Below are 22,674 nucleotides of genomic sequence, written 5' to 3' on the forward strand. Positions count from 1 at the left end.
CTGCCCGGTATGTTCAAATTTCCTGAATGAGAACGTTATGGCTAAAGAGAGAGCGCTGACGCTTGAAGCATTGCGTGTGATGGACGCCATTGACCGCCGGGGCAGTTTTGCCGCAGCGGCTGATGAGTTGGGGCGGGTGCCCTCCGCGCTGAGTTACACCATGCAGAAGCTGGAAGAAGAGTTGGACGTTGTACTGTTCGATCGCTCCGGCCATCGTACAAAATTCACCAACGTCGGGCGTATGCTGCTGGAACGCGGGCGGGTATTGCTGGAAGCGGCAGACAAGTTAACGACGGATGCTGAAGCGTTGGCCCGCGGTTGGGAAACGCATCTGACGCTGGTCACTGAAGCTCTGGTACCGACGCCTGCTTTTTTTCCGCTGATCGACCGGCTGGCCGCTAAAGCCAATACGCAGCTTTCATTGATTACCGAAGTACTGGCTGGCGCATGGGAGCGGCTTGAGCAGGGACGGGCGGATATCGTTATCGCCCCGGATATGCATTTTCGATCGTCGTCGGAAATTAACTCCCGTAAGTTGTATACGTTAATGAATGTGTATGTCGCCGCGCCTGACCACCCTATTCATCAGGAGCCGGAGCCGCTTTCGGAAGTGACGCGGGTTAAATACCGCGGCGTAGCGGTAGCGGATACCGCGCGCGAGCGGCCGGTATTAACGGTGCAACTGCTGGATAAGCAGCCACGTCTGACGGTAAGCACGATTGAAGATAAACGTCAGGCGCTGCTGGCCGGGCTTGGCGTCGCGACCATGCCATATTCGATGGTGGAACAGGATATTGCCGAAGGGCGGCTACGCGTGGTCAGCCCGGAATCGACCAGCGAAATCGATATTATTATGGCCTGGCGGCGCGACAGTATGGGGGAGGCAAAAGCCTGGTGCCTGCGGGAAATACCTAAGCTATTCGCCGGAAAATAAATAGCGCGCGGCGCTTTAAAAGCGGCGCCGCGCCGCCATCAGGAAAAACGTTTCGGGTCGGGGCCGAAGCGGTTGTCGCCTGGCGTACCATTCTGGCAGTTGAACGCGATGATGATAAGCCAGCCGATAATGGGGATAAGTAGCAACAGTAGCCACCATGCGGAGCGGTCAGTGTCATGCAGACGACGGAACTGCACGGCCCACCACGGTAAAAAGATCAGAACGCCGTAAATGGTGGTCAGAACGCCTTCACCCCCGGCGCGTTGCCAGCCAAGCATGGCGTCCAGCAGGCCCAACACAAAGGTAAAGATGATATTGACCAGAATAAACATCCAGTACTCTTTGCGTCGCGCGCGGCCGCCAAATCCCAGATAATTTTTTAAAACCTTTAAATACCAATCCATTTTCGCCTCAATAATGGTTCAATCACTTGTTTTTAAAGTAATCAAACTAAGAATAGCCGCGAATGAAATGCTGGTAAATATTTGTGGTATTAATTAATAAGGCGTCCCGGAGGACGCCTGAAATTAGCCAAAGCGCACGTCGCGTCCGTGAGGTTCGAGCAGATCCTGCCACGGTCCGATAGAAATGATACCTGTGGGGTTAATCGTTTTATGGCTACGGAAATAGTGGTGACGAATATGGTCCATATTAACGGTTTCAGCAATGCCCGGTATTTGATAGATATCGCGCAGGAAACCGTACAGATTCAGGTAGTCGCTGATTCGGTATTTGTCGCACTTGAAATGAGTCACGTAAACCGGATCAAAGCGTACCAGGGTCGTCCATAAGCGGATATCCGCCTCGGTCAACTGGTCGCCCGTCAGATAGCGGTGCTGTCCGAGAATCTGTTCCAGGCGCGCCAGCGCAGTAAATACCTTGTCTACCGCTTCATCATACGCTTGCTGGCTGGTGGCGAAGCCTGCTTTATAAACGCCGTTATTAACGTTGTCATAAATCCAGCCGTTTAACTCGTCAATTTTGCTTTGCAGCGCGGGGGGATAGTAATCCCCGGCTTTAGCGCCCAGCCCATCGAAGGCGGAGTTAAACATACGAATGATTTCGGCGGACTCGTTGCTGACGATAGTATGATTTTTTTTATCCCATAAGACCGGTACGGTGACGCGGCCGCTGTAGTGTGGATCGGCGTGCAGATACAACTGGTAGAGAAATTCATGCTGATAGAGGGTATCGCCGGTGGCCGCCGGAAAAGTATCATCAAACGTCCAGCCGTTTTCCAGCATCAATGGATTCACGACGGAAACCGGAATAAATGGCTCCAGACCTTTCAGTTTACGGAAAATGAGCGTGCGATGCGCCCAGGGGCAGGCAAGGGAAACGTACAGATGGTAACGATCTTTTTCTGCGGCGAATCCGCCTTCGCCGGAAGGTCCGGGCGCGCCGTCAGCGGTAAGCCAGTTGCGGAAAGCCGACGCTGAACGCTGAAATTTCCCCCCGGAAGATTTGGTGTCATACCAGGTGTCGTGCCAGACGCCATCGATCAGTTGTCCCATGTCTCTCTCCTTCAGATGACAAAAGCGAGGCGCTATTCCCTCGCTTTTTTAATTGAGTATAGATTGCTTACCACTTTTTATTCAGCAGACGGTCAAGGCTGAACGCGCCAGGCCCGGTTAACGCCAGTAATAAGAATCCGCCGGCAATGGTCAGGTTTTTCATAAACATCAGCGAGTTTACACCTTCTGCAAAATTGCTATGGAAGATCAATGCCGTCAGCAACGTAAAACCAGCGGTAAAAAGCGCAGTGGTGCGGGTGAGGAACCCCAGCAGAATCGCCAGACCGCCGCCGAACTCAAGCAGTATGGTGAGCGGCAGCAGGAATCCTGGTACGCCCATCGCTTCCATATACTGTTGTGTGCCCGCATAGCCGCTAATTTTTCCCCATCCTGCGGTAATAAACAGAACTGGCATTAAAATACGCGCTATCAGTACACCAACATCTTCTAATTTTTTCATTTTATTCTCCAGGAGGCCGATTCGGCTGCTGCTGCTATTTTCATGAGCAATGGCGCGGTTTAGCGCGTCATTGTTATCGCTGGAGAGAATCATAAACGTGGCGTACAGGAATTGTTAGCAAGGAAAATTGCCAAATTTTTTCAAAAAATTTGAGTGATTGATAAAGAGACGATATGCATAAAAGTATCGCGCCACCAGGTGTAATAGGGCGATAACCTGATGGCGCGATGCTATAAAAGAAAAGATATTAACCGCGGAGCTGTTGTTGACGGAGGGTAGTTTTTACCAGGCGCCAGGCGCTCCAGATACCCAGGCCGCGTTTCGCCCAGCGTACCAACATATTAGGATGACGGATGGTCCAGATGGCCATTACGCTGCTACCGACCAGCGCCCAGGAGCGCAGGCTTAACACCGTATTCCAGCCGCGATCGTACGCGCCGGTGGTCTCCAGCCAGTCGCGACGACTGGCGGACAGATCCAGCCGTTGCTGCTGGATCTGACTGAGAAGCAGCGCTTTACGTTTTTCGCGTTCGCCTTTGCTGCTCACGACTGATCGTCCTCCAGAATTTGCCGATCGTTAGCCAGTTCGTGCCGCGTATGGCGCAATAGCGTGGACTGACGCGCTTTGCGCAAAGTCCAGATGCCGCCGATTAGCGCAAGCACTAACAGCACAACTGTGGTAGCGATCATCGCGTTCAAACGGTACTGAGGATCGATAGCCCAGATGACCAGAACCATCAGGCTCATTAAGCCAAACGCCGCGAAGAGCATGGTAAGACCTACCATCAGCAAAAGCTGAAAGAGGTTCGCTTTCTCTTCTTCCAGTTCTACTACCGCCAGTCGCAGCCGGGTTTCCACCATCTCAACGATAATGGTGACAATCCGCTGCCCGATACCCAGTACGCTTTTGCCTGGTCCTTGTGCCTGTCGAGAATCCGCCATAATTAACGACGCGTCAGCAGTACGCCCAACACCAGACCGACAGCGGCGCCAATGCCTACGCCTGTCCAGGGATTTTCGCGCACATAATCATCGGCGCGGGCGGCGGCGACGCGAGTCTGTTTGGCAATCACATCACCCGTTTCGCCCAGGCGGTAACGGCTCTCTTTCAGCGCGCGCTCGGCTTTGCTACGAATCTTACTCAACTCTTCTTTCGACTTTTCGCCCGAAGAGCTCAGCACTTCTTCAAGCGTATCGGTCAGGGATTTCAACTCAGCGCGCAGATGTTCCGTAGTGTTATCTTTCGACATAGTTTTCTCCAGGTGAGTGAGTATTTACATTCGGCGTTAATTTAGTAGTCTCTGGCCTCAAGTTTTTTTAGCTCATCCTGAGCCTCGGCCAGCTTACGTTCACGTTTGTCTATTTTATCCGCATCGCCTTTTGCTTTTGCCTCGGCTAAATCACGTTGGCGTTCGGCTACCTCTTCTTTTTGCTCAGCGATCTTTTTCTGATGCTCGGCGCGTAGCTTGCTGTCAGTACAATTAGCGCGTACTTCGCTGAGCGCCTTGTTCAGACCCTCAATACGGCGCTGATTGTTGTGCTTTTCAGCGTAGCTAATTTCCTTTTGTATATCCTGCTCTTTTTCCTGACAAAGCGAATTAGCGTAGCTACCGGCGCTAAGTGTAAAAAGCGTGATAGCCAAAGCGATGCGGTATTTCATTCCTGAACTTTCCCTTATGTTCGGACCCGTTGTCCGGGGCGGTGATCCCGATAATAACGCGGTGGGTTAAACACCGCTTTATTAATCATAGTCATTAAACAATGAAATCACCAAAGTGAGTGATATGATTCGGATTCCTGGAGATTAGCCAAAGCGGTGGGAGCTTTCCCGTAAGCGGGACAGCCACTGTACCGTTTCGTTGTCATCGTCCTGCTGAGCGACGACATAACCGTGTGGTAATGTTTGATCAAGCACTGTTTTTGCTGCGGCGCTTTGCGCAGGGGAATCGAAGGTAATGAGCAACATGTCATTTTTAGGCGTAATACTTTTAAAATGAATGCCGTTCGCATCCAGATGATGCAGAACTGAGAAGCCGTCTGGCATACTGGCGCCCTGGTTAACCGCGCGAATGGCCAGCGTCGACTCTTGCTGACGCAGCGTTGACCACGTCATCATGAGTATGGTCAGCATCAGTAGAAAAGCGCTGATCCAAATGAGTTGTCGGGCAGTTATGCGTGGTTTAAGCATAAGTTATCCCCGGCTCCCATACTTCTTTTTCCACAGCATGACCAGCGAACCCGCCAGACCAAAAAAAAGCAGCACCACGGGCAGCAGCATCAGGCATGACATTAACTGATCTTCATACTTCATAAAGACGGGCGTTTTACCCAGCAGATAGCCCAGCGACGTCAGGATAAGCACCCACAACAAGCCGCTCATCCAGTTGAAGAACTGAAAGCGCGCGTTATTCAGGCCGGATATGCCGGCAATGGTGGGCAGCAGTGTTCTGACAAACGCGATAAAACGGCCTATCAATAATGCCGACAGGCCGTGTTTATGGAAAAGGTGATGGGCGCGTTGATGATAATGTGCGGGGAGATGAGAGAGCCAGTTTTGCACGGTGCGGGTATTCCCCAGCCAGCGGCCCTGAATATAGCTCACCCAGCAACCCAGGCTGGCCGCGACGGTAAGCAGCAAAATGGTTTGTGGAAAACCCATCGCGCCTTTGGCGATCAGCACGCCGACCAGGATCAACAGGCTGTCGCCAGGCAAAAAGGCGGCAGGGAGCAGCCCATTTTCCAGAAACAAAATCATAAATAACACAAAATATAACATGCCAATCATGGAAGGATTGGCCAGTGTTTCAAAGTCCTGAGCCCACAGGGCATTCAGCAATTGAGTCAGTAGTTCCATTCAGTATTCCTGGAGAATCGGTTAACGTCACGCCGGTGATCTGAGGTTTGCACTGCCGCAACAGAGTTGGAGTTTTTATCAGCGTTGCGGAAACGGCAAATTCGCGGCCTGAACTATTCCTTGTTAAGTTGTGAAGTAAGCAAGCACTAACACACAAAAATTCAAAATGCATCTAATTGTAACAAAGGTCAACGAAGTCCGTTATAGAAATTACGCGTCGTTGAGCTTTGATTTTGCTTATCGCAAAGGAGGGTGGCGAGAGGATTTACACAGGCTGACACTTTATACTGTACGCTGACCGAGCGCCGCGGCAGACGCCATCTACATATAACGTTACGCGAGGATGTCGCGCGTGAACATCAATTCGCTTTCCGTCACAGCCTATGGATTGGGAGATTCAGATCTATCATCACGCCGGATGGCACGCGCCATCCGGCATCGATAATCACTTAGCTACGCAAGGCGTTATTCGCCAGACGTTCGTCCTCTGCCTGGCAGGCTGCCGCAGTGAACAGAACATCGGTAGATGAGTTCAGCGCCGTTTCACACGAATCCTGCAATACGCCGATAATAAAGCCGACCGCTACTACCTGCATCGCGATATCGTTCGGGATGCCAAACATGTTGCACGCCAGCGGGATTAGCAGCAATGAACCGCCTGCCACGCCGGAGGCGCCGCAAGCACACAGCGAGGCCACCACGCTCAGCAGCAGCGCTGTAGGCAGATCCACCGGGACGCCTAACGTATGAACTGCCGCCAACGTCAGAACCGTAATGGTAATTGCCGCGCCGGCCATATTGATGGTGGCGCCCAGCGGAATGGAAACGGAGTAAGTATCCCTGTCCAGATTCAGCTTTTCGCACAGCGCCATATTCACTGGAATATTGGCGGCAGAGCTGCGGGTAAAGAAGGCATAAACGCCGCTTTCACGCAGGCAGGCGAACACCAGCGGATAAGGGTTGCGACGAATTTTCCAGAATACCAACAGCGGGTTGACCACCAGCGCGACCAGCAGCATACAGCCAATCAAGACGACCAGCAGGTGCGCATAGCCCCACAGGGTGGAGAAGCCGGTGGTTGCAAGCGTTGATGAAACCAGACCAAAAATACCGATTGGCGCGAAACGGATCACCAGTTTCACCATAAAGGTCACGGCGTTAGACATATCGTTCACGAGGTTTTTGGTAGTTTCATTGCCATGACGCAGGGCAAATCCCAGACTGACGGCCCATACCAGAATCCCGATATAGTTAGCGTTCAGCAGCGCGTCGATGGGGTTCGACACCATACTCATCAGCAGACCGCGCAGAACTTCTACAATGCCGGACGGCGGCACGATATCTTGGGCGCTACTGGACAGATGCAGCGTTGAAGGGAAGGCGAAGCTGAACACAACGGCCGCCAGCGCGGCTGAAAAGGTGCCTAGCAGGTAAAGAAAGAGAATAGGGCGAATATTGGTTTTTTGACCGTGCTGGTGGTTGGCGATCGAGGCCATGACCAGCATCAGCACCAGAACGGGGGCGACCGCTTTTAAGGCGCCGACGAACAGGGTGCCAAGCAAGCCAACCGCTTCTGCCGCAGGCTTAGAAATCCATGCCAGTAAAATCCCCAGTACCAGACCCACTAAAATTTGTTTAACCAGACTGCCTTGCGCTAAACGCTGCAGTAGCCCTGATGCTCGTTGCGTAGCCATTTCATGTTCCTTGTATTGTGTTGCTGGTCATCCCCTGCACGCTCTTACGGCGCATCTTTCAGGATGTAACAAAGTGTTTGCCTGGTTGAGTATAAGGAAAGTTGAAGGTTCGGGAAGCGAAATATCCTGGATTTTTTGCTGCGATCATGTTTTATAACTTTATATTAACAGTATTGTGACATGTTAAACAAAAACGCCCGGCAGGTGCGCGCTGCCGGGCGTTTTTGACGGGGCAGGTTTACCCCGATAAAAGATTATTGCGCTCGCAGTTTCTTATCGCGCTGATGGTTAACCCAGGCGTTAATTACCAGCGTAATGGTCAGAATGCCAAACACTACGCCCAGCGAAATCGCGATAGGAATATGGTAGAAGTCGACGATCAGCATCTTAATGCCGATAAAGACCAGAATGACCGCCAGACCATATTTCAGCATCGAGAAGCGTTCCGCCACGCCGGACAGCAGGAAGTACATCGCGCGCAGTCCTAAGATGGCAAACAGGTTAGAGGTCAGTACGATGAACGGGTCGGTGGTGACCGCAAAGATCGCCGGAATACTGTCAACGGCGAAGATTACATCGCTGAGCTCAACCATAATCAGCACCAGCAGCAGCGGCGTGGCATACAACAGGCCGTTTTTACGTACGAAAAAGTGCTCGTTCTCGATCGTATCGGTCATACGCAGATGCCCGCGCAGCCAACGCACCATCGGTTTTTCGCCAATGCCGGATTCGTCTTCCTTCGCCAGCGCCATTTTTACGCCGGTAAACAGCAGGAAGGCGCCGAACACATACAGCAGCCATTCGAACTGAGTGATAAGCCAGGTACCGGCGAAAATCATGATAGTACGCAACACGATCGCGCCAAGAACCCCATACACCAGCACCCGGCGTTGCAGAGCCGGAGGGACGGAGAAATAGCTAAACAGCATCAGCCAGACAAAGACGTTATCTACGGCCAGCGACTTTTCAATCAGATAGCCGGTAAGGAACGCCAATGCCTGCGGGTCAGCAACTTCGCGCCCTTGCGTTTCAGCCAGATACCACCAGAAAGCAGCGTTAAACAGTAGCGAGAGCGTTACCCACAGGATTGACCATCCTGCTGCTTGTTTCATCGACATCGCATGTGCGCCACGGCGTCCCTGCAACAACAGGTCGATGGATAGCATTATCACCACAACAACCGCGAATCCACCCCATAATAATGGCGTACCAACAGTATTCATTATTTCTCCCTATGCAAAAAAAAAACGGCTAACGCCGAATGGCATTAGCCGCTGCTTTTATGCATAGACCTTGCCATTCGGCAAGGTCTCACTTACAACAATAAAGGAATACGCTGACGCATTCCTTTATGGCTGCCCGGTGACCGGATGTGGTTTTGCACACATCGTAATGACGATCGACCGACAATGAAGTTACTCCCCTTTGCGCGTAACAAAGTATGACAGGCCACGCGTAGAGTCAATGACCTGTAACATATAATTTACATAATTTTACGCAGTAAGGGGATGAGTCAGATCGTCCGCCGGGAAGATGACCCCGGTTTGACGGCGTATTTCTGTCAGCCATTTTGCCGTGGCGCGACTTAGCGATAACCCCGGATGTTCCACGGTATGGTTTTCAATAAGCTGGGCAAACGCCCCGGCTTCATACAGCATGGTATTAATATGCTGAGGCTGGGTCAGATCCTGCATCAGCGCGCCGCGCGGCGCAAAACACACTTTCTGGCATTCCGACAGCTTTTCAATGACCAGCGATCCCCTCTCGCCCTGAATTTCACTGGCCAGTACCGAGTCGCTGACTTTGGAATGCTGTAGCGTGACGCTAAAATCGCCGTAATCCATAACCACGACGCCGTGCGCATCTACTCCGCTTTCCAACAAATTCGCCGACGCCTGAACGCTGCGCGGCTCGCCCCATAGCGCGATCGCCGACGCCAGACAGTAATACCCGATATCCATAATCGAACCATTGGAGAAGGCCGGATTAAACGTATTCGGATTTTCACCGTTCAGATAGCGCTGATAACGTGAAGAGTACTGGCAGTAATTTAGGAATGCTTTATGCATTCTGCCGATTTTCGGCAACGATTCCCGCAGCAGCAGGAAATTGGGCAGGCAGGCGGTTTTAAAGGCTTCAAACAGTACCCGCTGGTTATCGCGCGCGCAGGCGATAGCGGCATCAACCTCCGCCAGGTTAGAAGCCAGCGGCTTTTCGCACATGACATGTTTTTTATGCTGCAAAAAGCGCTGTGTCTGGGAGAAATGCAGGGAGTTCGGGCTGGCGATATAAACCGCCTCAATCGCGTCGCTTTGCGCCATCGCTTCCAGCGAGGTAAACAGATGCTCGACGGGATAATCATTTGCGAAAGACTGCGCCTGTTCAAGACTACGGGAGTAAACGGCGGCGAGCCTGAATTTGCCGGTTTCATGGGCGGCGTCGACAAACTGGCGCGTGATCCAGTTAGTCCCAATTACAGCGAAACGTATCATAAACGTCAGCGGACTCCAGAAAGGGATTTTCGTCAATGTAGCACGCCTTTCCGCCCTTGCCAGTGCGCTGCGACGCACTCTGGCATTTTACTGGCGAGAAGGGCACCCGTGTGCGCTAACAGCCCCAATAGTGACGCCAGCGCCCAGATATTTAGGCTGACGATGCAAAATTTTGGCATCCAGCACTGCGCTAACCCGCGCCAGCTTTTCCCGAAGTCGTGTGTAGGTTCCGTGCCTTTTATTCAGATCCGGCGCGTTAACGCCGATAGCGTCAATGCCATATTGTTGCGCCAGCCAGATCGCCCGTTGATTATGGAATGCTTGCGAGATAATCGTAATGCGGCTTTCGCCAAACACTTTCCGGGCGCGAACTACGGAGTCCAGCGTGGAGAATCCGGCATAATCACAAAAAATGGCCGCTTCCGGCACACCTTTCGCTATCAGCGCCTGCTGCATCGCCGAAGGTTCATCGTACTCTTTTTTGCCATTATCGCCGCTGACTAACAGCCACTTCACTTTACCGGCGTGATACAACGCGGCGGCAGTATTAATCCGCCGGGTAAAATACCGATTGCCGGGTTTAGCGCCTAACACCAGCCCGACGTTGCGGGCGGGAACGGTCTGAATGTCATTCCATGTCAGATGCTGCGAGGCGTTGACGATAAGCCAGTTGGAATAGAAAAGCGCGACGCCTGCTGCGACAAGCAGAAAACACGCCACTGTTAACGCCCGGGGTGTAAAACAGAGGCGGCGGATAAAACGGGCACATTGTGAGAGCATGGTCGTTGCGCGGTTCCGTTGGCGGTGGATAAAAAATACCCTCTACAGATCGTTATCCTTGACGTGGCGGCAGGCAATGAGCGAAATGTGAACGCGTCGATTTTATGCCCACGCCGTTAAAAAGATACGGGGGAAGGGGCATTTTCAGAATTTATTGTGCCGACAGCGCCTGATGCGTCAGCCACAGGCGCGTATCAAACTCCAGTTGATGGTACTGCGGCTCCATATGGCAGCAGAGCTGATAAAACGCTTTGTTATGATCTTTCTCTTTCAGGTGCGCCAGTTCGTGAACCACAATCATTCGTAAGAATGGCTCCGGGGCGTTGCGAAACACGGTGGCGACGCGGATCTCCGCCTTTGCCTTGAGCTTGCCGCCCTGAACGCGCGAGACAGCGGTATGCAGTCCCAGCGCATTTTTCAGCACATGGATCTTGCTGTCATACATCACTTTATTGATGGGCGGCGCATTGCGCAGAAACTGACTTTTCAGTTCCTGAGTATAGTGATATAGCGCTTTGTCAGTGGCGTAATCATGCGCGCCGGGATAACGTTTTTCCAGCACCGCTCCCAGGCGCTGCTCGGCGATTAAGGTACGCACCTGGGCAAGGAGATGTTCCGGATACCCCTGAAGGTAAGTTAGTGAGGTCATCAAAGCTCCATGTTGCTGATAAAAAGTGTATACTCACGCACCCTTTTCAGGGATAACGCCGCAATTTTACCATTCAGGAGGCCTAATGAGCCACGTAGACGACGGTTTCCGTTCACTGACGCTGAAACGTTTTCCGCAAACGGATGATGTTAACCCGCTTCTGGCGTGGGAGGCGGCCGATGAGTATCTGCTGCAACAGTTGGATGAGACGGAAATTCGCGGCCCGGTGCTGATCCTGAATGATACGTTTGGCGCGCTAAGCTGTGCGCTGGCGGAGCATTCGCCATACAGTATTGGCGATTCGTATTTAAGCGAACTGGGTACGCGAGAGAATTTACGCCATAACGGCATCGCGGAGTCCAGCGTAACGTTTCTCGACAGTACCGCTGACTACCCGCAGGCGCCGGGCGTGGTATTGATTAAGGTACCGAAAACACTGGCGTTGCTGGAACAGCAGTTACGCGCTTTGCGTAAGGTCGTTACGGCGCAAACGCGTATTATCGCCGGCGCGAAAGCGCGTGATATTCATACCTCTACGCTGGAACTGTTTGAAAAAGTGCTGGGCCCAACCACGACGACGCTGGCGTGGAAGAAAGCGCGCCTGATTAACTGTACCTTCAGTCATCCGCAACTGGCCGACGCGCCGCAAACGCTAAGCTGGAAACTGGAAGATACAGGCTGGACGATTCACAACCACGCGAATGTGTTTTCTCGTACCGGATTGGATATCGGCGCGCGCTTCTTTATGCAGCATTTGCCGGAAAACCTCGACGGGGAGATTGTCGATCTCGGCTGCGGCAATGGGGTGATTGGCCTGAGCTTACTGGCGAAAAATCCGCAGGCGAACGTGGTATTTGTCGATGAATCGCCGATGGCGGTAGATTCCAGCCGTTTGAATGTAGAAACGAACCTGCCGGAAGCGTTCGAACGCTGCGAATTTATGATCAACAATGCGCTCTCCGGCGTGGAGCCGTTCCGTTTTAACGCTGTGTTCTGCAACCCGCCGTTCCACCAGAAACATGCGCTGACGGATAATATCGCCTGGGAGATGTTCCATCACGCCCGCCGTTGCCTGAAAATCAACGGCGAACTGTATATTGTGGCGAACCGCCATCTGGACTATTTCCACAAGCTGAAGAAGATTTTCGGTAATTGCGCGACGATAGCAACCAACAATAAATTTGTTATTTTGAAAGCGGTGAAGCAGGGGCGCCGTCGATAAGGCGCTCAAGCGTCATACCGGCCTATAAAACCGGTATGACGGTGTAAGCCCGATAAGCGCAGCGCCATCAGGTAAAGTCGTTAAATCTCCAGCGCCAGTCGGGTGCCCTGGGCAATCGCCCGTCGGGCATCCAGCTCCATCGCGACATCGCATCCGCCGATAAGATGTACCGTTTTACCTGCGGCGCGTAACGGGTCCGCCAGCTCGCGGCGAGGCTCCTGTCCGGCGCAGATCACCACATGATCCACTTCCAGCAACTGCGGTTCGCCGCCGATCAAGAGATGTAATCCGTCGTCGTCGATCTTCTGGTAACTGACTGCCGGGATCATCTTCACGCCGCGCGCCAGTAACGTCGCGCGATGGATCCAGCCGGTGGTTTTACCTAACCCTTCGCCCGGCTTGCTGGCTTTGCGTTGCAGCATGACGATTTGCCGTGGACTACGTGCCAGGCGCGGGCCTTCCGGGCGCAGACCGCCTGACTGTTGCAGGCTGGTATCAATTCCCCATTCCGTACAAAATTCAGCAATATTTTGGCTGGTGGATTCGCCGTGCTGGCTCAGATACATGGCCGTGTCAAAACCGATCCCGCCGCAGCCGATGATCGCCACTCGTTTACCAACCGGCGCTTTATCGCGCAATACCTCCAGGTAGGTCAATGCTTTTGGATGATCGATACCGTCTATCGGCGGGCGGCGCGGTACTATTCCGCAGGCGAGGATCGCTTCGTCAAACGGCTGAAGATCCTCTGCGTTCACCTGTTGGTTCAGTTTCAGCGTAACGCCAGTAATATCGATCATTCGACGGTAGTAGCGCAGCGTTTCGTAAAACTCCTCTTTACCCGGGATCTGCCTGGCGATAGTGAACTGACCGCCAATTTCACTCTGGGCGTCAAACAGCGTGACATGATGGCCGCGCGACGCGGCGTTAATCGCGAAAGCCAGCCCCGCCGGGCCTGCGCCGACAACGGCCAGATTCTTTTTGCGTATGGCCGGCGTTATCGGCATGTGGGTTTCGTGACAGGCGCGTGGGTTCACCAGACAGGAGGTCACTTTGCCGATGAAGATCCGATCCAGACAGGCCTGATTACAGCCGATACAGGTGTTGATCTCATCTGCGCGTCCGGATTGCGCTTTAGTCAGGAATTCGGCATCGGCAAGGAAGGGACGCGCCATCGACACCATATCGGCATCGCCGCGCGTCAGGATCGTCTCAGCGACCTGCGGATCGTTAATGCGATTGGTCGCGATCAGCGGAACCGACACATGACCTTTGAGTTTCCGCGTCACCCAGCTAAAGGCGCCACGCGGTACTGGCGTGGCGATGGTCGGGATTCGCGCCTCATGCCAGCCAATGCCGGTATTAATTAGGCTTGCGCCTGCGGCTTCAATGGCTTGCGCCAGTTGTACCGTTTCGTCGAACGTGCCGCCATTTTCCACCAGATCGAGCATCGACAGGCGATAGATAATAATAAAGTCGTTCCCTACCCGCTGGCGTACCGCGCGTACTACCTCAACCGCGAAGCGCATACGGCTGGTATAGTCGCCGCCCCATTCGTCATCGCGATGGTTAGTTCGCCGGGTGAGAAATTCATTAATCAGATAGCCCTCTGATCCCATCACCTCTACGCCGTCGTAGCCTGCTTCCCGCGCCAGTTGCGCGCAATGCGCGAAGTCGTCGATTAACTGCAAGATTTCATCATGCGTCAGTTCATGCGGCATAAAGCGGTTGATTGGCGCCTGAATTGCCGACGGCGCGACCAGGTGCGGTTGATAGCTGTAACGTCCAGTGTGCAGAATTTGCAGCGCGATTTTACCGCCTTGCGCATGTACGGCATCGGTCACCACGCGGTGAGGCGTTAATTGGCTGGCATCGTTCAGCATCGCGCCGCCGGTCATCACGACCCCGGAGGGAACGGGCGCAATACCGCCGGTGACGATTAACGCTACGCCGTGTCGCGCGCGCTCGGCATAAAATGCCGCCAGGCGCTCGGCGCCATCAGGATGTTCTTCCAGACCCGTGTGCATCGATCCCATCAGCACGCGGTTTCTGAGAGTAGTAAAGCCCAGATCGAGCGGGGCGAACAGCGACGGGTAGCTCATAAGCGTATCCAGTATGTAAAATTATTGTTATGTGGTCGGATGAGTTACTACTGTAGCCGTCGCGAGGTAAAAGGGAAAAGGGGAATGTGGTGATTGTGATGAGATTCAAAAAAGAGGCCGCGACCCGGGGAAAACAGGCCGGATAAGCATAGCGCCATCCGGCATCGTTTTTAAACCTCTTCAACGCTCACCTGCATCGCCGCCAGCGCATTACGCGCTGATTTCAATACCTGTTCGCACAGTTCAATGGTTAGCGTGAGCGGTGGCTCGATACGAATTGTTTTCGCATTATTCAGCGTACCAGCGACCAGCACGCGTTGACGGAACATCTCACTGGCAAAACGGTAGCCCGTTTCGTTATCGACAAATTCAATGGCCATCAACATACCTTTGCCGCGCGCATCGTGTACCAGATTGGGATATTCACGCGCAAGTTGTCGAAAACCATCCAGTAGCGTATCGCCTTTTTGTTCCGCCTGGGCCGGGAGGTTTTGCTCCAGCAGGACGTTAATGGTCGCCAGCGCGGCAGCACAAGCCAGCGGATTACCGCCAAAAGTGGTGGTATGCAGGAAGGGGTTGTCGAACAGAACCGAAAACACCTCTTCAGTCGCGATGGTGGCGCCAATCGGCATCACGCCGCCGCCCAGGGCTTTCGCCAGACACAGAATATCAGGCTGCACATTTTCGTGCTCACAGGCAAACATCTTGCCGGTACGCCCCATGCCGGTTTGTACTTCATCCAGAATCATCAGCGCGCCGAATTCGTCACAGAGCTTACGTACCTCTGTCAGGTATCCCTGCGGCGGCAGGATCACGCCGCCTTCACCCTGAATAGGCTCCAGAATCACGGCTGCTATCTCGTCGCCCGTTTTTTTGCCTTCGCTAAATGCCATGCTCATCGCGTCGATATTGCCAAACGGCACATGGCGGAAGCCCGGCAGTAAAGGCATAAAGGGTCTGCGGAAGGTGGATTTGGCCGTGGCGGAGAGCGCGCCCAATGATTTGCCATGAAATGCGCCGCTGGTGGCGATAAAGGTAAACTTGCCGCGCGGCGACTGATACGCTTTTGCCAGTTTTAACGCCGCTTCGACGGATTCGGTGCCGCTGTTACAGAAAAAGCTGTACTTGAGTTTCCCCGGTGTCAGCGCCGCCAGCGTTTTTGCCAGCATCGCCCGCAAGGGGTCAAGTAACTCCTGGCTGTGGAGAGGTTGTTTTGCGAGTTGATTCTGGACGGCGGATACCACAACAGGATTACGGTGCCCCACGTTAAAGATGCCAAACCCCCCAAGACAGTCGATAAACTCTTGCCCCTGGGTGTCGACAAGCGTATTCAAACTGCCCGCTTGCCACTCTACGGCTCCGTAATCCCCGCCGGCGGTAACAGATTTCCGGTATTCCAGAAATCCTGGATTTACATGCTCTTTAAAGTAGTCAATGACCTCTCGGTTTAGTGCTTTCATTTCCTCATGGTTTAGCGTTCGCTTCTCGATGAGATTCAGTGCGTGCGCGCTACAGGCCAAAGCCGATGCGCTGGAAGGTAACCTGTTCAAAATGAGCTCCAGAGGGCCGTGTATCACATGATACTGAATTAAGTATTGCAGGGATTAGCGGGGGTCTAAGCCCATAGTGAAAATCGGGATAAACACCAGGAATAATCACATTTACACAACATTTAATGTTATGTGTTAACAATTGGATGCATTTTGAGCAGATCTTGTTTTATGGTTTACGGTGTGTTGCGTTAACGGCGGCGTGAGAAAAAGGTGAGCCAGGGCAGATTTTAAAGAAAAAGGTTGTCCATGCTAAACAATTTCATAATGAAAATAAGGCGCAGGATGAGGTGAAAATCGTACAAATATTAAGGATTAATCGCAAATTGCGATCCAGAGCAATTTTAACAACTAAAGATAAATAGATTAGCGCCGAAATAACATCTGAGCGAAAAATTAACATCCAGATAACCTGCACAGGACGCTATCATGTCTTCTCATCCCTACGTCAGCCAGCTAAATACCCCGCTGGATGATGATACCACTCTGATGTCTACGACCGACCTGGAAAGCTATATCACTCACGCCAATGACACTTTTGTCCAGGTGAGCGGCTATCAGTTAAACGAGTTACTGGCGCAGCCACATAATCTGGTGCGTCATCCGGATATGCCGAAAGCTGCCTTCGCAGATATGTGGTACACCCTAAAACAGGGCGAACCGTGGAGCGGCATTGTGAAAAACCGGCGTAAAAACGGCGACCATTACTGGGTGCGGGCCAACGCGGTACCGATGATACGTGAAGGGCGTGTGACGGGATATATGTCGATCCGTACCCGCGCCACGGATGATGAGATTGCCGCCGTTGAGCCTTTATATCAGGCGCTAAATGAAGGGCGGTGTAATAAACGTATTCATAAAGGCCTGGTGGTTCGTCAGGGTTTGCTGGGCAAACTGCCCGCTATGCCTGTTCGCTGGCGAGTGCGTAGCATTATGGGGCTAATGGCCGTAATGCTGGCGTTGGCTCTGTTCGGTACGGATGCGTCATGGCAGGCGTTGCTGTTGGGCGCGTTGGCGATGCTGGCAGGTACGGCGCTATTTGAATGGCAAATTGTGCGTCCCATTGAAAATGTGGCGACGCAGGCGCTGAAAGTGGCGACCGGCGAACGCAACAGCGTACAACATCTTAATCGTAGCGATGAGTTGGGGCTGACGCTGAGGGCCGTAGGGCAGCTTGGCTTGATGTGCCGCTGGCTGATCAATGACGTATCAAGTCAGGTTTCCAGCGTCAGAAACGGCAGTGAAAGGCTGGCGAAGGGTAACAATGATCTGAACGAACACACCCGTCAGACCGTGGAGAATGTTCAGGAAACGGTAACGACCATGAACCAGATGGCGGAGTCCGTGAAGCTCAATTCCGAGACGGCTTCCGCTGCGGATAAGCTTTCCATGGCGGCCAGTAGCGCGGCGACTCAGGGAGGTGAGGCGATGGATACGGTGATTAAAACGATGGATGATATCGCTCACAGTACGCAACGTATCGGGACGATCACCACGCTAATTAACGATATCGCTTTTCAGACGAATATCCTGGCGCTGAATGCGGCGGTAGAAGCGGCGAGAGCGGGCGAGCAGGGGAAAGGGTTTGCCGTGGTTGCTGGCGAGGTACGCCATCTTGCCAGCCGCAGCGCTAACGCGGCGAACGATATTCGTAAATTAATTGACGCCAGCGCAACAAAGGTGCAGTCAGGCTCCGAGCAGGTTCACGCCGCAGGCCGTACCATGGATGACATTGTAGCCCAGGTGCAAAATGTCACCCTGCTTATCGCACGTATCAGTCAGTCGACGCAGGAACAGACAGATGGGCTTTCCAGCCTGACTCGCGCCGTGGACGAGTTGAACCGCATAACCCAGAAAAATGCGGCGCTGGTGGAAGAGAGCGCACAAGTCTCCGCAATGGTAAAACACCGTGCCAGCCGGCTGGAGGATGCGGTCACGGTACTGCATTAAGTTTATTTGTAGGTAGCAACGGTAATGACATCCGCCCGGTAGCAACAAGCTTACCGGGCGGATGCGCTCTGATAGAAGGCGGTGCCTGCCATCACAGAGAGTATCAGTGGCCTGTGATGTTAAAAATAATGTGATATTTATTCCTTCTTTCTTCCTACCTATTAATAGGTATAAGCTCAGTTAATAAATAAGAAATGGTTAACCTTTTAGCGTATTTCTTTCATTATTGGTGCCAATTTATGTCACTATTGGTTCATCTTTCTGTGAACAATAAAAATTACTTACTAATAATGTTCCGAAATAAAAAAGCGATCAATATCATAAAGTTAGTAACATTATTGCCGATAAATCTTCCTGTATGAGGATATGCAATCCCAGGGAGAAAATATGTTTTTGCATAACATTAAAATACGTTCAAAATTATTTATGGCCTTTGGCTTATTCATTGTTCTCATGGTGGTGAGTTCCGCTCTGTCTTTGTTTAGCCTTGATCGGGCTAATACGGGTATGCAGGACATTATTACCAATGATTATCCCACCACGGTAAAAGCCAATCTGTTAATCGATAATTTTAATGATTTCATCATCGCGCAGCAGCTCATGTTACTGGATGAAGAGGGGCGCTGGAGCCAGAGCTCGCAGAAAGAACTCAGTGAGATAAGCCAGCGCATTTCGGCGTTACTGGATGAGCTTTCCAGGGAAAATAGTCACGATGCGGATTCACAGAAAATCATTAATGAGATCCGTGAAGCGCGCCAGCAATATCTGGAGTCCAGATTCCGTATTTTGAAAGATATTCAAAGCAATAATCGTCAGGCGGCCATTCAGGAGATGATGACCAGAACGGTGCAGGTGCAAAAGGTCTATAAGGACAAAGTCCAGGAACTTATCGCTGTTCAGGACGCGCAGATGCATGAAGCGAGCGTGCAGGTCAAAGAGGATTTTAAAAATAATCGGACGCTGTTAATCACTTTGGCGCTGATAAGCATCGCCGCCGGAGGCGTAATGGGATGGTATATTGTGCGTTCTATTACCCGGCCGCTTGATGACGCAGTACGCTTTGCCGAGGCGATTGCCGATGGCGATCTGACTCGTCATATCACCACCGACTATAAAGATGAAACAGGCGTACTACTGCAAGCGTTAATGGCGATGAAAACGCGTCTGCTGGATATCGTACAGGAAGTGCAAAACGGTTCGGAGAGTATCTCCACGGCGGCGGCGCAAATTGTCGCCGGTAACCAGGATTTGGCGGCGCGTACGGAAGAGCAGGCCAGCTCGGTTGAAGAAACGGCGGCGTCGATGGAACAGATTACCGCCACGGTTAAAAATACGGCTGACCATACCAGTGAAGCGACCAAACTCTCTGCCGGCGCCGCCAGCGTGGTGAAAAACAATGGGGAGATGATGAATCAAGTGACGCAGAAAATGCGCGTCATTAACGATACGGCAAATCGTATGTCGGATATCATCAATATCATTGATTCCATTGCCTTTCAGACCAATATTCTGGCGCTGAACGCGGCGGTTGAAGCGGCGCGCGCGGGCGAACATGGACGTGGTTTTGCCGTTGTCGCCGGAGAGGTTCGCCAGTTGGCGCAAAAGAGCGCCTCGTCAGCCAGTGAAATCCGTAATTTGATTGAAGATTCAACCAGTCAGACTCAGGAAGGGATGCACCTGGTGGAGAAAGCCAGCGCCCTGATTAATGGCATGGTGGATAACGTCGAAGAGATGGATGTGATATTACGTGAGATTGGGCAGGCCAGCCGCGAGCAAACTGACGGTATTTCGCAGATTAACAGCGCGATTGGCCTGATTGACGCCGCCACGCAACAAAACTCCTGCCTTGTGGAAGAGTCTGTTGCCGCCGCAGCGTCGCTGAACGAACAGGCGTTACATTTAAAAGAGCTGGTTAACGTGTTCCGCGTCCGCGAAGAGGACACGCAGCCCGCTTAATCCAGTTCGGCGATTTCCAGCGCCGCGCGATCAATCACGCCGATAATGCGTTTGATTTGCGCGTCGTTGATATCGCTGTGGTTTATCCGCAGATCCAGCACGGCCTTGAAGTTATCCAGCGCCCGCTTCATCTGCGGATTTTTACGTAACTCCATGCCCACACAACGGGCTTTTAGCCGCGCCTGAATATGCGTCAGGTGTTCGCGATTTTCATCAAGCCATTGCGCGCCGTTCGCGGTAATCGCGATTTTTTTCCGCCCGCCTTCTTCGTCGCTAATCGTGATAAATTGCTGATCCTGTAAAAAATCCAGCGTAGGGTAGATCACGCCAGCGCTTGGCGTATAGCCGCCCCCCGTTAGGTTTTCTATCGCTTTAATCAGTTCATAGCCGTGGCTGGCGTCCCGGGTCAGGATATCAAGAATGACCAGCCGAAGTTCCCCGTGGCCAAAAAATCGCTGGCGTCGACCACCGCCCTGTCCATGACGACCACAGCCGTGTCCGTGACGGTGTTCGCCGCCGCAACTGGCGTTCTCATGCTGATGCGCGCTATGGCAGCCTTCATGCTGATGTTCGCGATCTTTGCAGCAACCATCGTGCTTATGATCCCGGTTTTTGCAACACCCTTCATGTTGATTTTGCATCATTGCCTCCTGCTTATTTAGATATATCTAATTTATATCTAAATGATGGGTTTTAGCAAGGGTAAAAGCGATTGTTGCTATAATCTATTAATTTATAACGTTTTATTCTAAGGTTATAGTTAGCGACTCGTTGCCAGAACACTATCAAAAAACAGTTGCATTTTTACTGATTAACAATCATTATCATTTAAAAATTTAATTTAGATATATCGTATTACTTCACGAAGGCAAAAAATGACGACATCATCCGTACGCTACCCACAGCGTGTTCGTAATGAACTGCGTTTTCGCGAGCTGACCGTTCTGCGGGTAGAACGTATTAGCGCAGGATTTCAGCGGATCGTACTTGGCGGCGAGGCGCTGGACGGCTTTACCTCCCTGGGCTTTGACGATCACACGAAAGTTTTTTTCCCTGAGCCAGGCTGTCGCTTTACGCCCCCGACAGTCACTGAGGAAGGCATTATCTGGGGGGAGGGCGTTCGTCCGGTCTCCAGGGATTACACGCCGCTGTATGACGAGGCGCGTCGCGAGCTGGCGCTGGATTTCTTTATCCACGATGGCGGCGTAGCCAGCCGTTGGGCAATGGAAGCCCGTGAAGGCGATACACTGACGATTGGCGGGCCGCGCGGTTCGCTGGTGGTGCCGGAAGATTATGCCTGTCAGGTTTATGTCTGCGATGAGTCCGGTATGCCTGCGCTGCGTCGTCGTCTGGAATCGCTTAGTCGTCTGCCTGCGCGCCCTGCGGTAACCGCGCTGGTGAGCATTCAGGATGCCGCATATCGCGATTATCTCGCCCATTTGACGGATATTACTGTGGAATATGTTGTTGGCGGCAATGAACAGGTAATGCAAACGCGCCTGTCGCAGCTGACAATACCAGAATCGGACTATTTCATCTGGATTACTGGCGAAGGCAAAACGGTAAAACGTTTAAGTCAGTGCTTTGAAAAGGAGTTTGATCCACACCTGGTACGTGCGGCAGCCTATTGGCATCGTAAATAGCGGTATGGGGCGAGCTCTGTCAGAAACAAAAAAGCCACTCTTTAGAGTGGCTTAATTGTATGATTTTAAAGCTAAAATTTGGTGGCCCCTGCTGGACTTGAACCAGCGACCAAGCGATTATGAGTCGCCTGCTCTAACCACTGAGCTAAAGGGCCGTGGCGGTGGATTATAATGTAACTTTACGCTGTAATCCAGCCGTAACCGTGCGGGTGCTGTTTTTATAAACAATGTGTTTTCAACCCGTTATACTTAAAGTACGTTGTATTGCTCAGGAGTAATAATGGTTAAGGACATACTGGCGCCAGGGCTACGGGTGGTTTTTTGCGGCATCAATCCGGGACTCTCCTCGGCGAATACCGGCTTTCCGTTTGCGCATCCCGCGAATCGTTTTTGGAAAGTTATTCATTTGGCCGGTTTCACCGATCGACAGTTGAAACCGGAAGAGGCGGAAAAATTACTGGATTTTCGCTGCGGGGTAACGAAACTCGTCGACCGACCGACAGTACAAGCGACTGAGGTGAAGTTGCATGAATTACGTAGCGGCGGACGCAACCTGATTGAAAAAATAGAGGACTACCAGCCCGCAGCGCTGGCGGTGCTTGGTAAACAGGCTTTTGAACAGGGATTCAGCCAGCGCGGTATCGCCTGGGGTAAACAAAAGATCGCCATTGGCGCGACGATGGTGTGGGTGTTGCCGAATCCCAGCGGCTTAAACCGAATTAAAACGGAAAAACTGGTCGAGGCCTATCGCGAACTGGATCAAGCGCTCATTATGCGTGGGCTATAGCAATGGGGAATGAGGGCGCGAATACTCGCGCTGTGTAGAGATTCTGCAGGCCAAATAGGGCGCTCGCGCATGACCTGATAAAAAAACGCC

The 22,674-nt window shown here is 52.3% G+C and carries 23 protein-coding genes and 1 tRNA gene; 6 read left to right on the forward strand and 18 right to left on the reverse strand.

The window, feature by feature from the left end; translation table 11 throughout:
* The first annotated feature begins 37 nt into the window (after positions 1–37).
* On the forward strand, positions 38–934 hold the full coding sequence (gene yhaJ / locus LDB27_RS02965; RefSeq protein WP_001041026.1) for a DNA-binding transcriptional regulator YhaJ: 897 nt from the start codon (positions 38–40) through the stop codon (positions 932–934).
* 38 nt (positions 935–972) lie between these two features.
* On the opposite strand, the gene LDB27_RS02970 is transcribed toward yhaJ, so the two are convergent.
* The 14 genes from LDB27_RS02970 to LDB27_RS03035 form a co-directional block, all read right to left on the reverse strand.
* Positions 973–1,338 (reverse strand): DUF805 domain-containing protein, encoded by a 366-nt coding sequence (locus LDB27_RS02970; protein ID WP_000384139.1) that lies wholly within the window; start codon positions 1,336–1,338, stop codon positions 973–975.
* A 123-nt stretch (positions 1,339–1,461) separates the two neighbouring features.
* Positions 1,462–2,448, reverse strand: a complete 987-nt coding sequence (locus LDB27_RS02975) for a glutathione S-transferase family protein (RefSeq protein WP_000531160.1) — start codon at positions 2,446–2,448, stop codon at positions 1,462–1,464.
* A 67-nt stretch (positions 2,449–2,515) separates the two neighbouring features.
* Entirely contained in the window at positions 2,516–2,908 is a 393-nt protein-coding gene (locus LDB27_RS02980; protein ID WP_001592732.1) for a DoxX family protein, read from the reverse strand.
* 247 nt (positions 2,909–3,155) lie between these two features.
* On the reverse strand, positions 3,156–3,455 hold the full coding sequence (locus LDB27_RS02985; RefSeq protein ID WP_000095496.1) for a YqjK-like family protein: 300 nt from the start codon (positions 3,453–3,455) through the stop codon (positions 3,156–3,158).
* Entirely contained in the window at positions 3,452–3,850 is a 399-nt protein-coding gene (locus tag LDB27_RS02990) for a phage holin family protein (protein ID WP_000785626.1), read from the reverse strand. Before LDB27_RS02990 ends, LDB27_RS02985 begins: the two co-directional genes overlap by 4 nt.
* A gap of 2 nt (positions 3,851–3,852) precedes the next feature.
* A complete protein-coding gene (locus LDB27_RS02995) occupies positions 3,853–4,158 on the reverse strand; it encodes a DUF883 family protein (RefSeq protein ID WP_000031219.1) in 306 nt (101 codons plus the stop codon).
* A gap of 41 nt (positions 4,159–4,199) precedes the next feature.
* Complete coding sequence (locus LDB27_RS03000; RefSeq protein ID WP_000877297.1) at positions 4,200–4,568, reverse strand: DUF1090 domain-containing protein; 369 nt, start codon at positions 4,566–4,568, stop codon at positions 4,200–4,202.
* 144 nt (positions 4,569–4,712) lie between these two features.
* Positions 4,713–5,096 (reverse strand): EnvZ/OmpR regulon moderator MzrA, encoded by a 384-nt coding sequence (gene mzrA / locus LDB27_RS03005; RefSeq protein ID WP_000917516.1) that lies wholly within the window; start codon positions 5,094–5,096, stop codon positions 4,713–4,715.
* 3 nt (positions 5,097–5,099) lie between these two features.
* Complete coding sequence (gene yqjA / locus LDB27_RS03010; protein WP_000422141.1) at positions 5,100–5,762, reverse strand: DedA family general envelope maintenance protein YqjA; 663 nt, start codon at positions 5,760–5,762, stop codon at positions 5,100–5,102.
* 449 nt (positions 5,763–6,211) lie between these two features.
* Positions 6,212–7,456, reverse strand: a complete 1,245-nt coding sequence (sstT, locus tag LDB27_RS03015; RefSeq protein ID WP_000235367.1) for a serine/threonine transporter SstT — start codon at positions 7,454–7,456, stop codon at positions 6,212–6,214.
* 254 nt (positions 7,457–7,710) lie between these two features.
* Entirely contained in the window at positions 7,711–8,679 is a 969-nt protein-coding gene (locus LDB27_RS03020) for a TerC family protein (RefSeq protein ID WP_001098836.1), read from the reverse strand.
* A 270-nt stretch (positions 8,680–8,949) separates the two neighbouring features.
* Positions 8,950–9,948, reverse strand: a complete 999-nt coding sequence (locus LDB27_RS03025; RefSeq protein ID WP_023214433.1) for a Gfo/Idh/MocA family protein — start codon at positions 9,946–9,948, stop codon at positions 8,950–8,952.
* An 87-nt stretch (positions 9,949–10,035) separates the two neighbouring features.
* Positions 10,036–10,728: a vancomycin high temperature exclusion protein gene (locus LDB27_RS03030; RefSeq protein WP_000951042.1), complete on the reverse strand. Its 693-nt coding sequence runs from the start codon at positions 10,726–10,728 to the stop codon at positions 10,036–10,038.
* A gap of 151 nt (positions 10,729–10,879) precedes the next feature.
* Positions 10,880–11,377, reverse strand: a complete 498-nt coding sequence (locus tag LDB27_RS03035) for a M48 family metallopeptidase (protein WP_000202969.1) — start codon at positions 11,375–11,377, stop codon at positions 10,880–10,882.
* A gap of 85 nt (positions 11,378–11,462) precedes the next feature.
* On the opposite strand from LDB27_RS03035, the gene rlmG reads away from it, so the two are divergent.
* Positions 11,463–12,599, forward strand: coding sequence for a 23S rRNA (guanine(1835)-N(2))-methyltransferase RlmG (gene rlmG, locus LDB27_RS03040; RefSeq protein WP_000019989.1), 1,137 nt, complete (start codon positions 11,463–11,465; stop codon positions 12,597–12,599).
* 80 nt (positions 12,600–12,679) lie between these two features.
* Here the strand turns inward: rlmG and LDB27_RS03045 are convergent, their stop codons facing one another.
* Together LDB27_RS03045 and ygjG are read right to left on the reverse strand one after the other, a co-directional pair.
* The gene (locus LDB27_RS03045) at positions 12,680–14,698 is read right to left on the reverse strand and encodes an NADPH-dependent 2,4-dienoyl-CoA reductase (protein WP_000121532.1); all 2,019 of its coding nucleotides are present in this window, start codon (positions 14,696–14,698) and stop codon (positions 12,680–12,682) included.
* Between the two features lie 170 nt (positions 14,699–14,868).
* Positions 14,869–16,248, reverse strand: a complete 1,380-nt coding sequence (gene ygjG, locus LDB27_RS03050; RefSeq protein ID WP_001520281.1) for a putrescine aminotransferase — start codon at positions 16,246–16,248, stop codon at positions 14,869–14,871.
* A 429-nt stretch (positions 16,249–16,677) separates the two neighbouring features.
* On the opposite strand from ygjG, the gene LDB27_RS03055 reads away from it, so the two are divergent.
* Both LDB27_RS03055 and LDB27_RS03060 read left to right on the forward strand, forming a co-directional pair.
* Positions 16,678–18,198, forward strand: coding sequence for a PAS domain-containing methyl-accepting chemotaxis protein (locus tag LDB27_RS03055; protein WP_000094638.1), 1,521 nt, complete (start codon positions 16,678–16,680; stop codon positions 18,196–18,198).
* Positions 18,199–18,585: 387 nt separating this feature from the next.
* Positions 18,586–20,154 carry a methyl-accepting chemotaxis protein gene (locus LDB27_RS03060; protein ID WP_000478462.1) on the forward strand — a complete coding sequence of 523 codons (1,569 nt, stop codon included), beginning with the start codon at positions 18,586–18,588 and terminating at the stop codon, positions 20,152–20,154.
* On the opposite strand, the gene LDB27_RS03065 is transcribed toward LDB27_RS03060, so the two are convergent.
* The gene (locus LDB27_RS03065) at positions 20,151–20,798 is read right to left on the reverse strand and encodes a PadR family transcriptional regulator (protein WP_000983434.1); all 648 of its coding nucleotides are present in this window, start codon (positions 20,796–20,798) and stop codon (positions 20,151–20,153) included. The genes LDB27_RS03060 and LDB27_RS03065 overlap by 4 nt on opposite strands.
* Before the next feature lie 231 nt (positions 20,799–21,029).
* On the opposite strand from LDB27_RS03065, the gene LDB27_RS03070 reads away from it, so the two are divergent.
* Positions 21,030–21,797: a siderophore-interacting protein gene (locus tag LDB27_RS03070; RefSeq protein WP_000213763.1), complete on the forward strand. Its 768-nt coding sequence runs from the start codon at positions 21,030–21,032 to the stop codon at positions 21,795–21,797.
* Positions 21,798–21,876: 79 nt separating this feature from the next.
* Here LDB27_RS03070 and LDB27_RS03075 read toward each other — a convergent pair.
* Positions 21,877–21,952: transfer RNA gene (locus tag LDB27_RS03075), tRNA-Ile, on the reverse strand.
* A gap of 125 nt (positions 21,953–22,077) precedes the next feature.
* Between LDB27_RS03075 and mug the strand changes: the two genes are divergently transcribed.
* Positions 22,078–22,584 carry a G/U mismatch-specific DNA glycosylase gene (mug, locus tag LDB27_RS03080; protein WP_000237776.1) on the forward strand — a complete coding sequence of 169 codons (507 nt, stop codon included), beginning with the start codon at positions 22,078–22,080 and terminating at the stop codon, positions 22,582–22,584.
* Positions 22,585–22,674: the final 90 nt, after the last annotated feature.

The sequence above is a fragment of the Salmonella sp. JXY0409-18 genome (assembly GCF_020268625.1).
GTDB classification, from domain to species: domain Bacteria; phylum Pseudomonadota; class Gammaproteobacteria; order Enterobacterales; family Enterobacteriaceae; genus Salmonella; species Salmonella enterica.

Coding starts and splice junctions, on each gene's coding strand:
- yhaJ (WP_001041026.1), top strand. CDS start 38: ATGGCTAAAGAGAGAGCGCTGACGCTTGAAGCATTGCGTGTGATGGAC.
- LDB27_RS02970 (WP_000384139.1), bottom strand. CDS start 1,338: ATGGATTGGTATTTAAAGGTTTTAAAAAATTATCTGGGATTTGGCGGC.
- LDB27_RS02975 (WP_000531160.1), bottom strand. CDS start 2,448: ATGGGACAACTGATCGATGGCGTCTGGCACGACACCTGGTATGACACC.
- LDB27_RS02980 (WP_001592732.1), bottom strand. CDS start 2,908: ATGAAAAAATTAGAAGATGTTGGTGTACTGATAGCGCGTATTTTAATG.
- LDB27_RS02990 (WP_000785626.1), bottom strand. CDS start 3,850: ATGGCGGATTCTCGACAGGCACAAGGACCAGGCAAAAGCGTACTGGGT.
- LDB27_RS02995 (WP_000031219.1), bottom strand. CDS start 4,158: ATGTCGAAAGATAACACTACGGAACATCTGCGCGCTGAGTTGAAATCC.
- LDB27_RS03000 (WP_000877297.1), bottom strand. CDS start 4,568: ATGAAATACCGCATCGCTTTGGCTATCACGCTTTTTACACTTAGCGCC.
- mzrA (WP_000917516.1), bottom strand. CDS start 5,096: ATGCTTAAACCACGCATAACTGCCCGACAACTCATTTGGATCAGCGCT.
- yqjA (WP_000422141.1), bottom strand. CDS start 5,762: ATGGAACTACTGACTCAATTGCTGAATGCCCTGTGGGCTCAGGACTTT.
- sstT (WP_000235367.1), bottom strand. CDS start 7,456: ATGGCTACGCAACGAGCATCAGGGCTACTGCAGCGTTTAGCGCAAGGC.
- LDB27_RS03020 (WP_001098836.1), bottom strand. CDS start 8,679: ATGAATACTGTTGGTACGCCATTATTATGGGGTGGATTCGCGGTTGTT.
- LDB27_RS03025 (WP_023214433.1), bottom strand. CDS start 9,948: ATGATACGTTTCGCTGTAATTGGGACTAACTGGATCACGCGCCAGTTT.
- LDB27_RS03030 (WP_000951042.1), bottom strand. CDS start 10,728: ATGCTCTCACAATGTGCCCGTTTTATCCGCCGCCTCTGTTTTACACCC.
- LDB27_RS03035 (WP_000202969.1), bottom strand. CDS start 11,377: ATGACCTCACTAACTTACCTTCAGGGGTATCCGGAACATCTCCTTGCC.
- rlmG (WP_000019989.1), top strand. CDS start 11,463: ATGAGCCACGTAGACGACGGTTTCCGTTCACTGACGCTGAAACGTTTT.
- LDB27_RS03045 (WP_000121532.1), bottom strand. CDS start 14,698: ATGAGCTACCCGTCGCTGTTCGCCCCGCTCGATCTGGGCTTTACTACT.
- LDB27_RS03055 (WP_000094638.1), top strand. CDS start 16,678: ATGTCTTCTCATCCCTACGTCAGCCAGCTAAATACCCCGCTGGATGAT.
- LDB27_RS03060 (WP_000478462.1), top strand. CDS start 18,586: ATGTTTTTGCATAACATTAAAATACGTTCAAAATTATTTATGGCCTTT.
- LDB27_RS03065 (WP_000983434.1), bottom strand. CDS start 20,798: ATGATGCAAAATCAACATGAAGGGTGTTGCAAAAACCGGGATCATAAG.
- LDB27_RS03070 (WP_000213763.1), top strand. CDS start 21,030: ATGACGACATCATCCGTACGCTACCCACAGCGTGTTCGTAATGAACTG.
- mug (WP_000237776.1), top strand. CDS start 22,078: ATGGTTAAGGACATACTGGCGCCAGGGCTACGGGTGGTTTTTTGCGGC.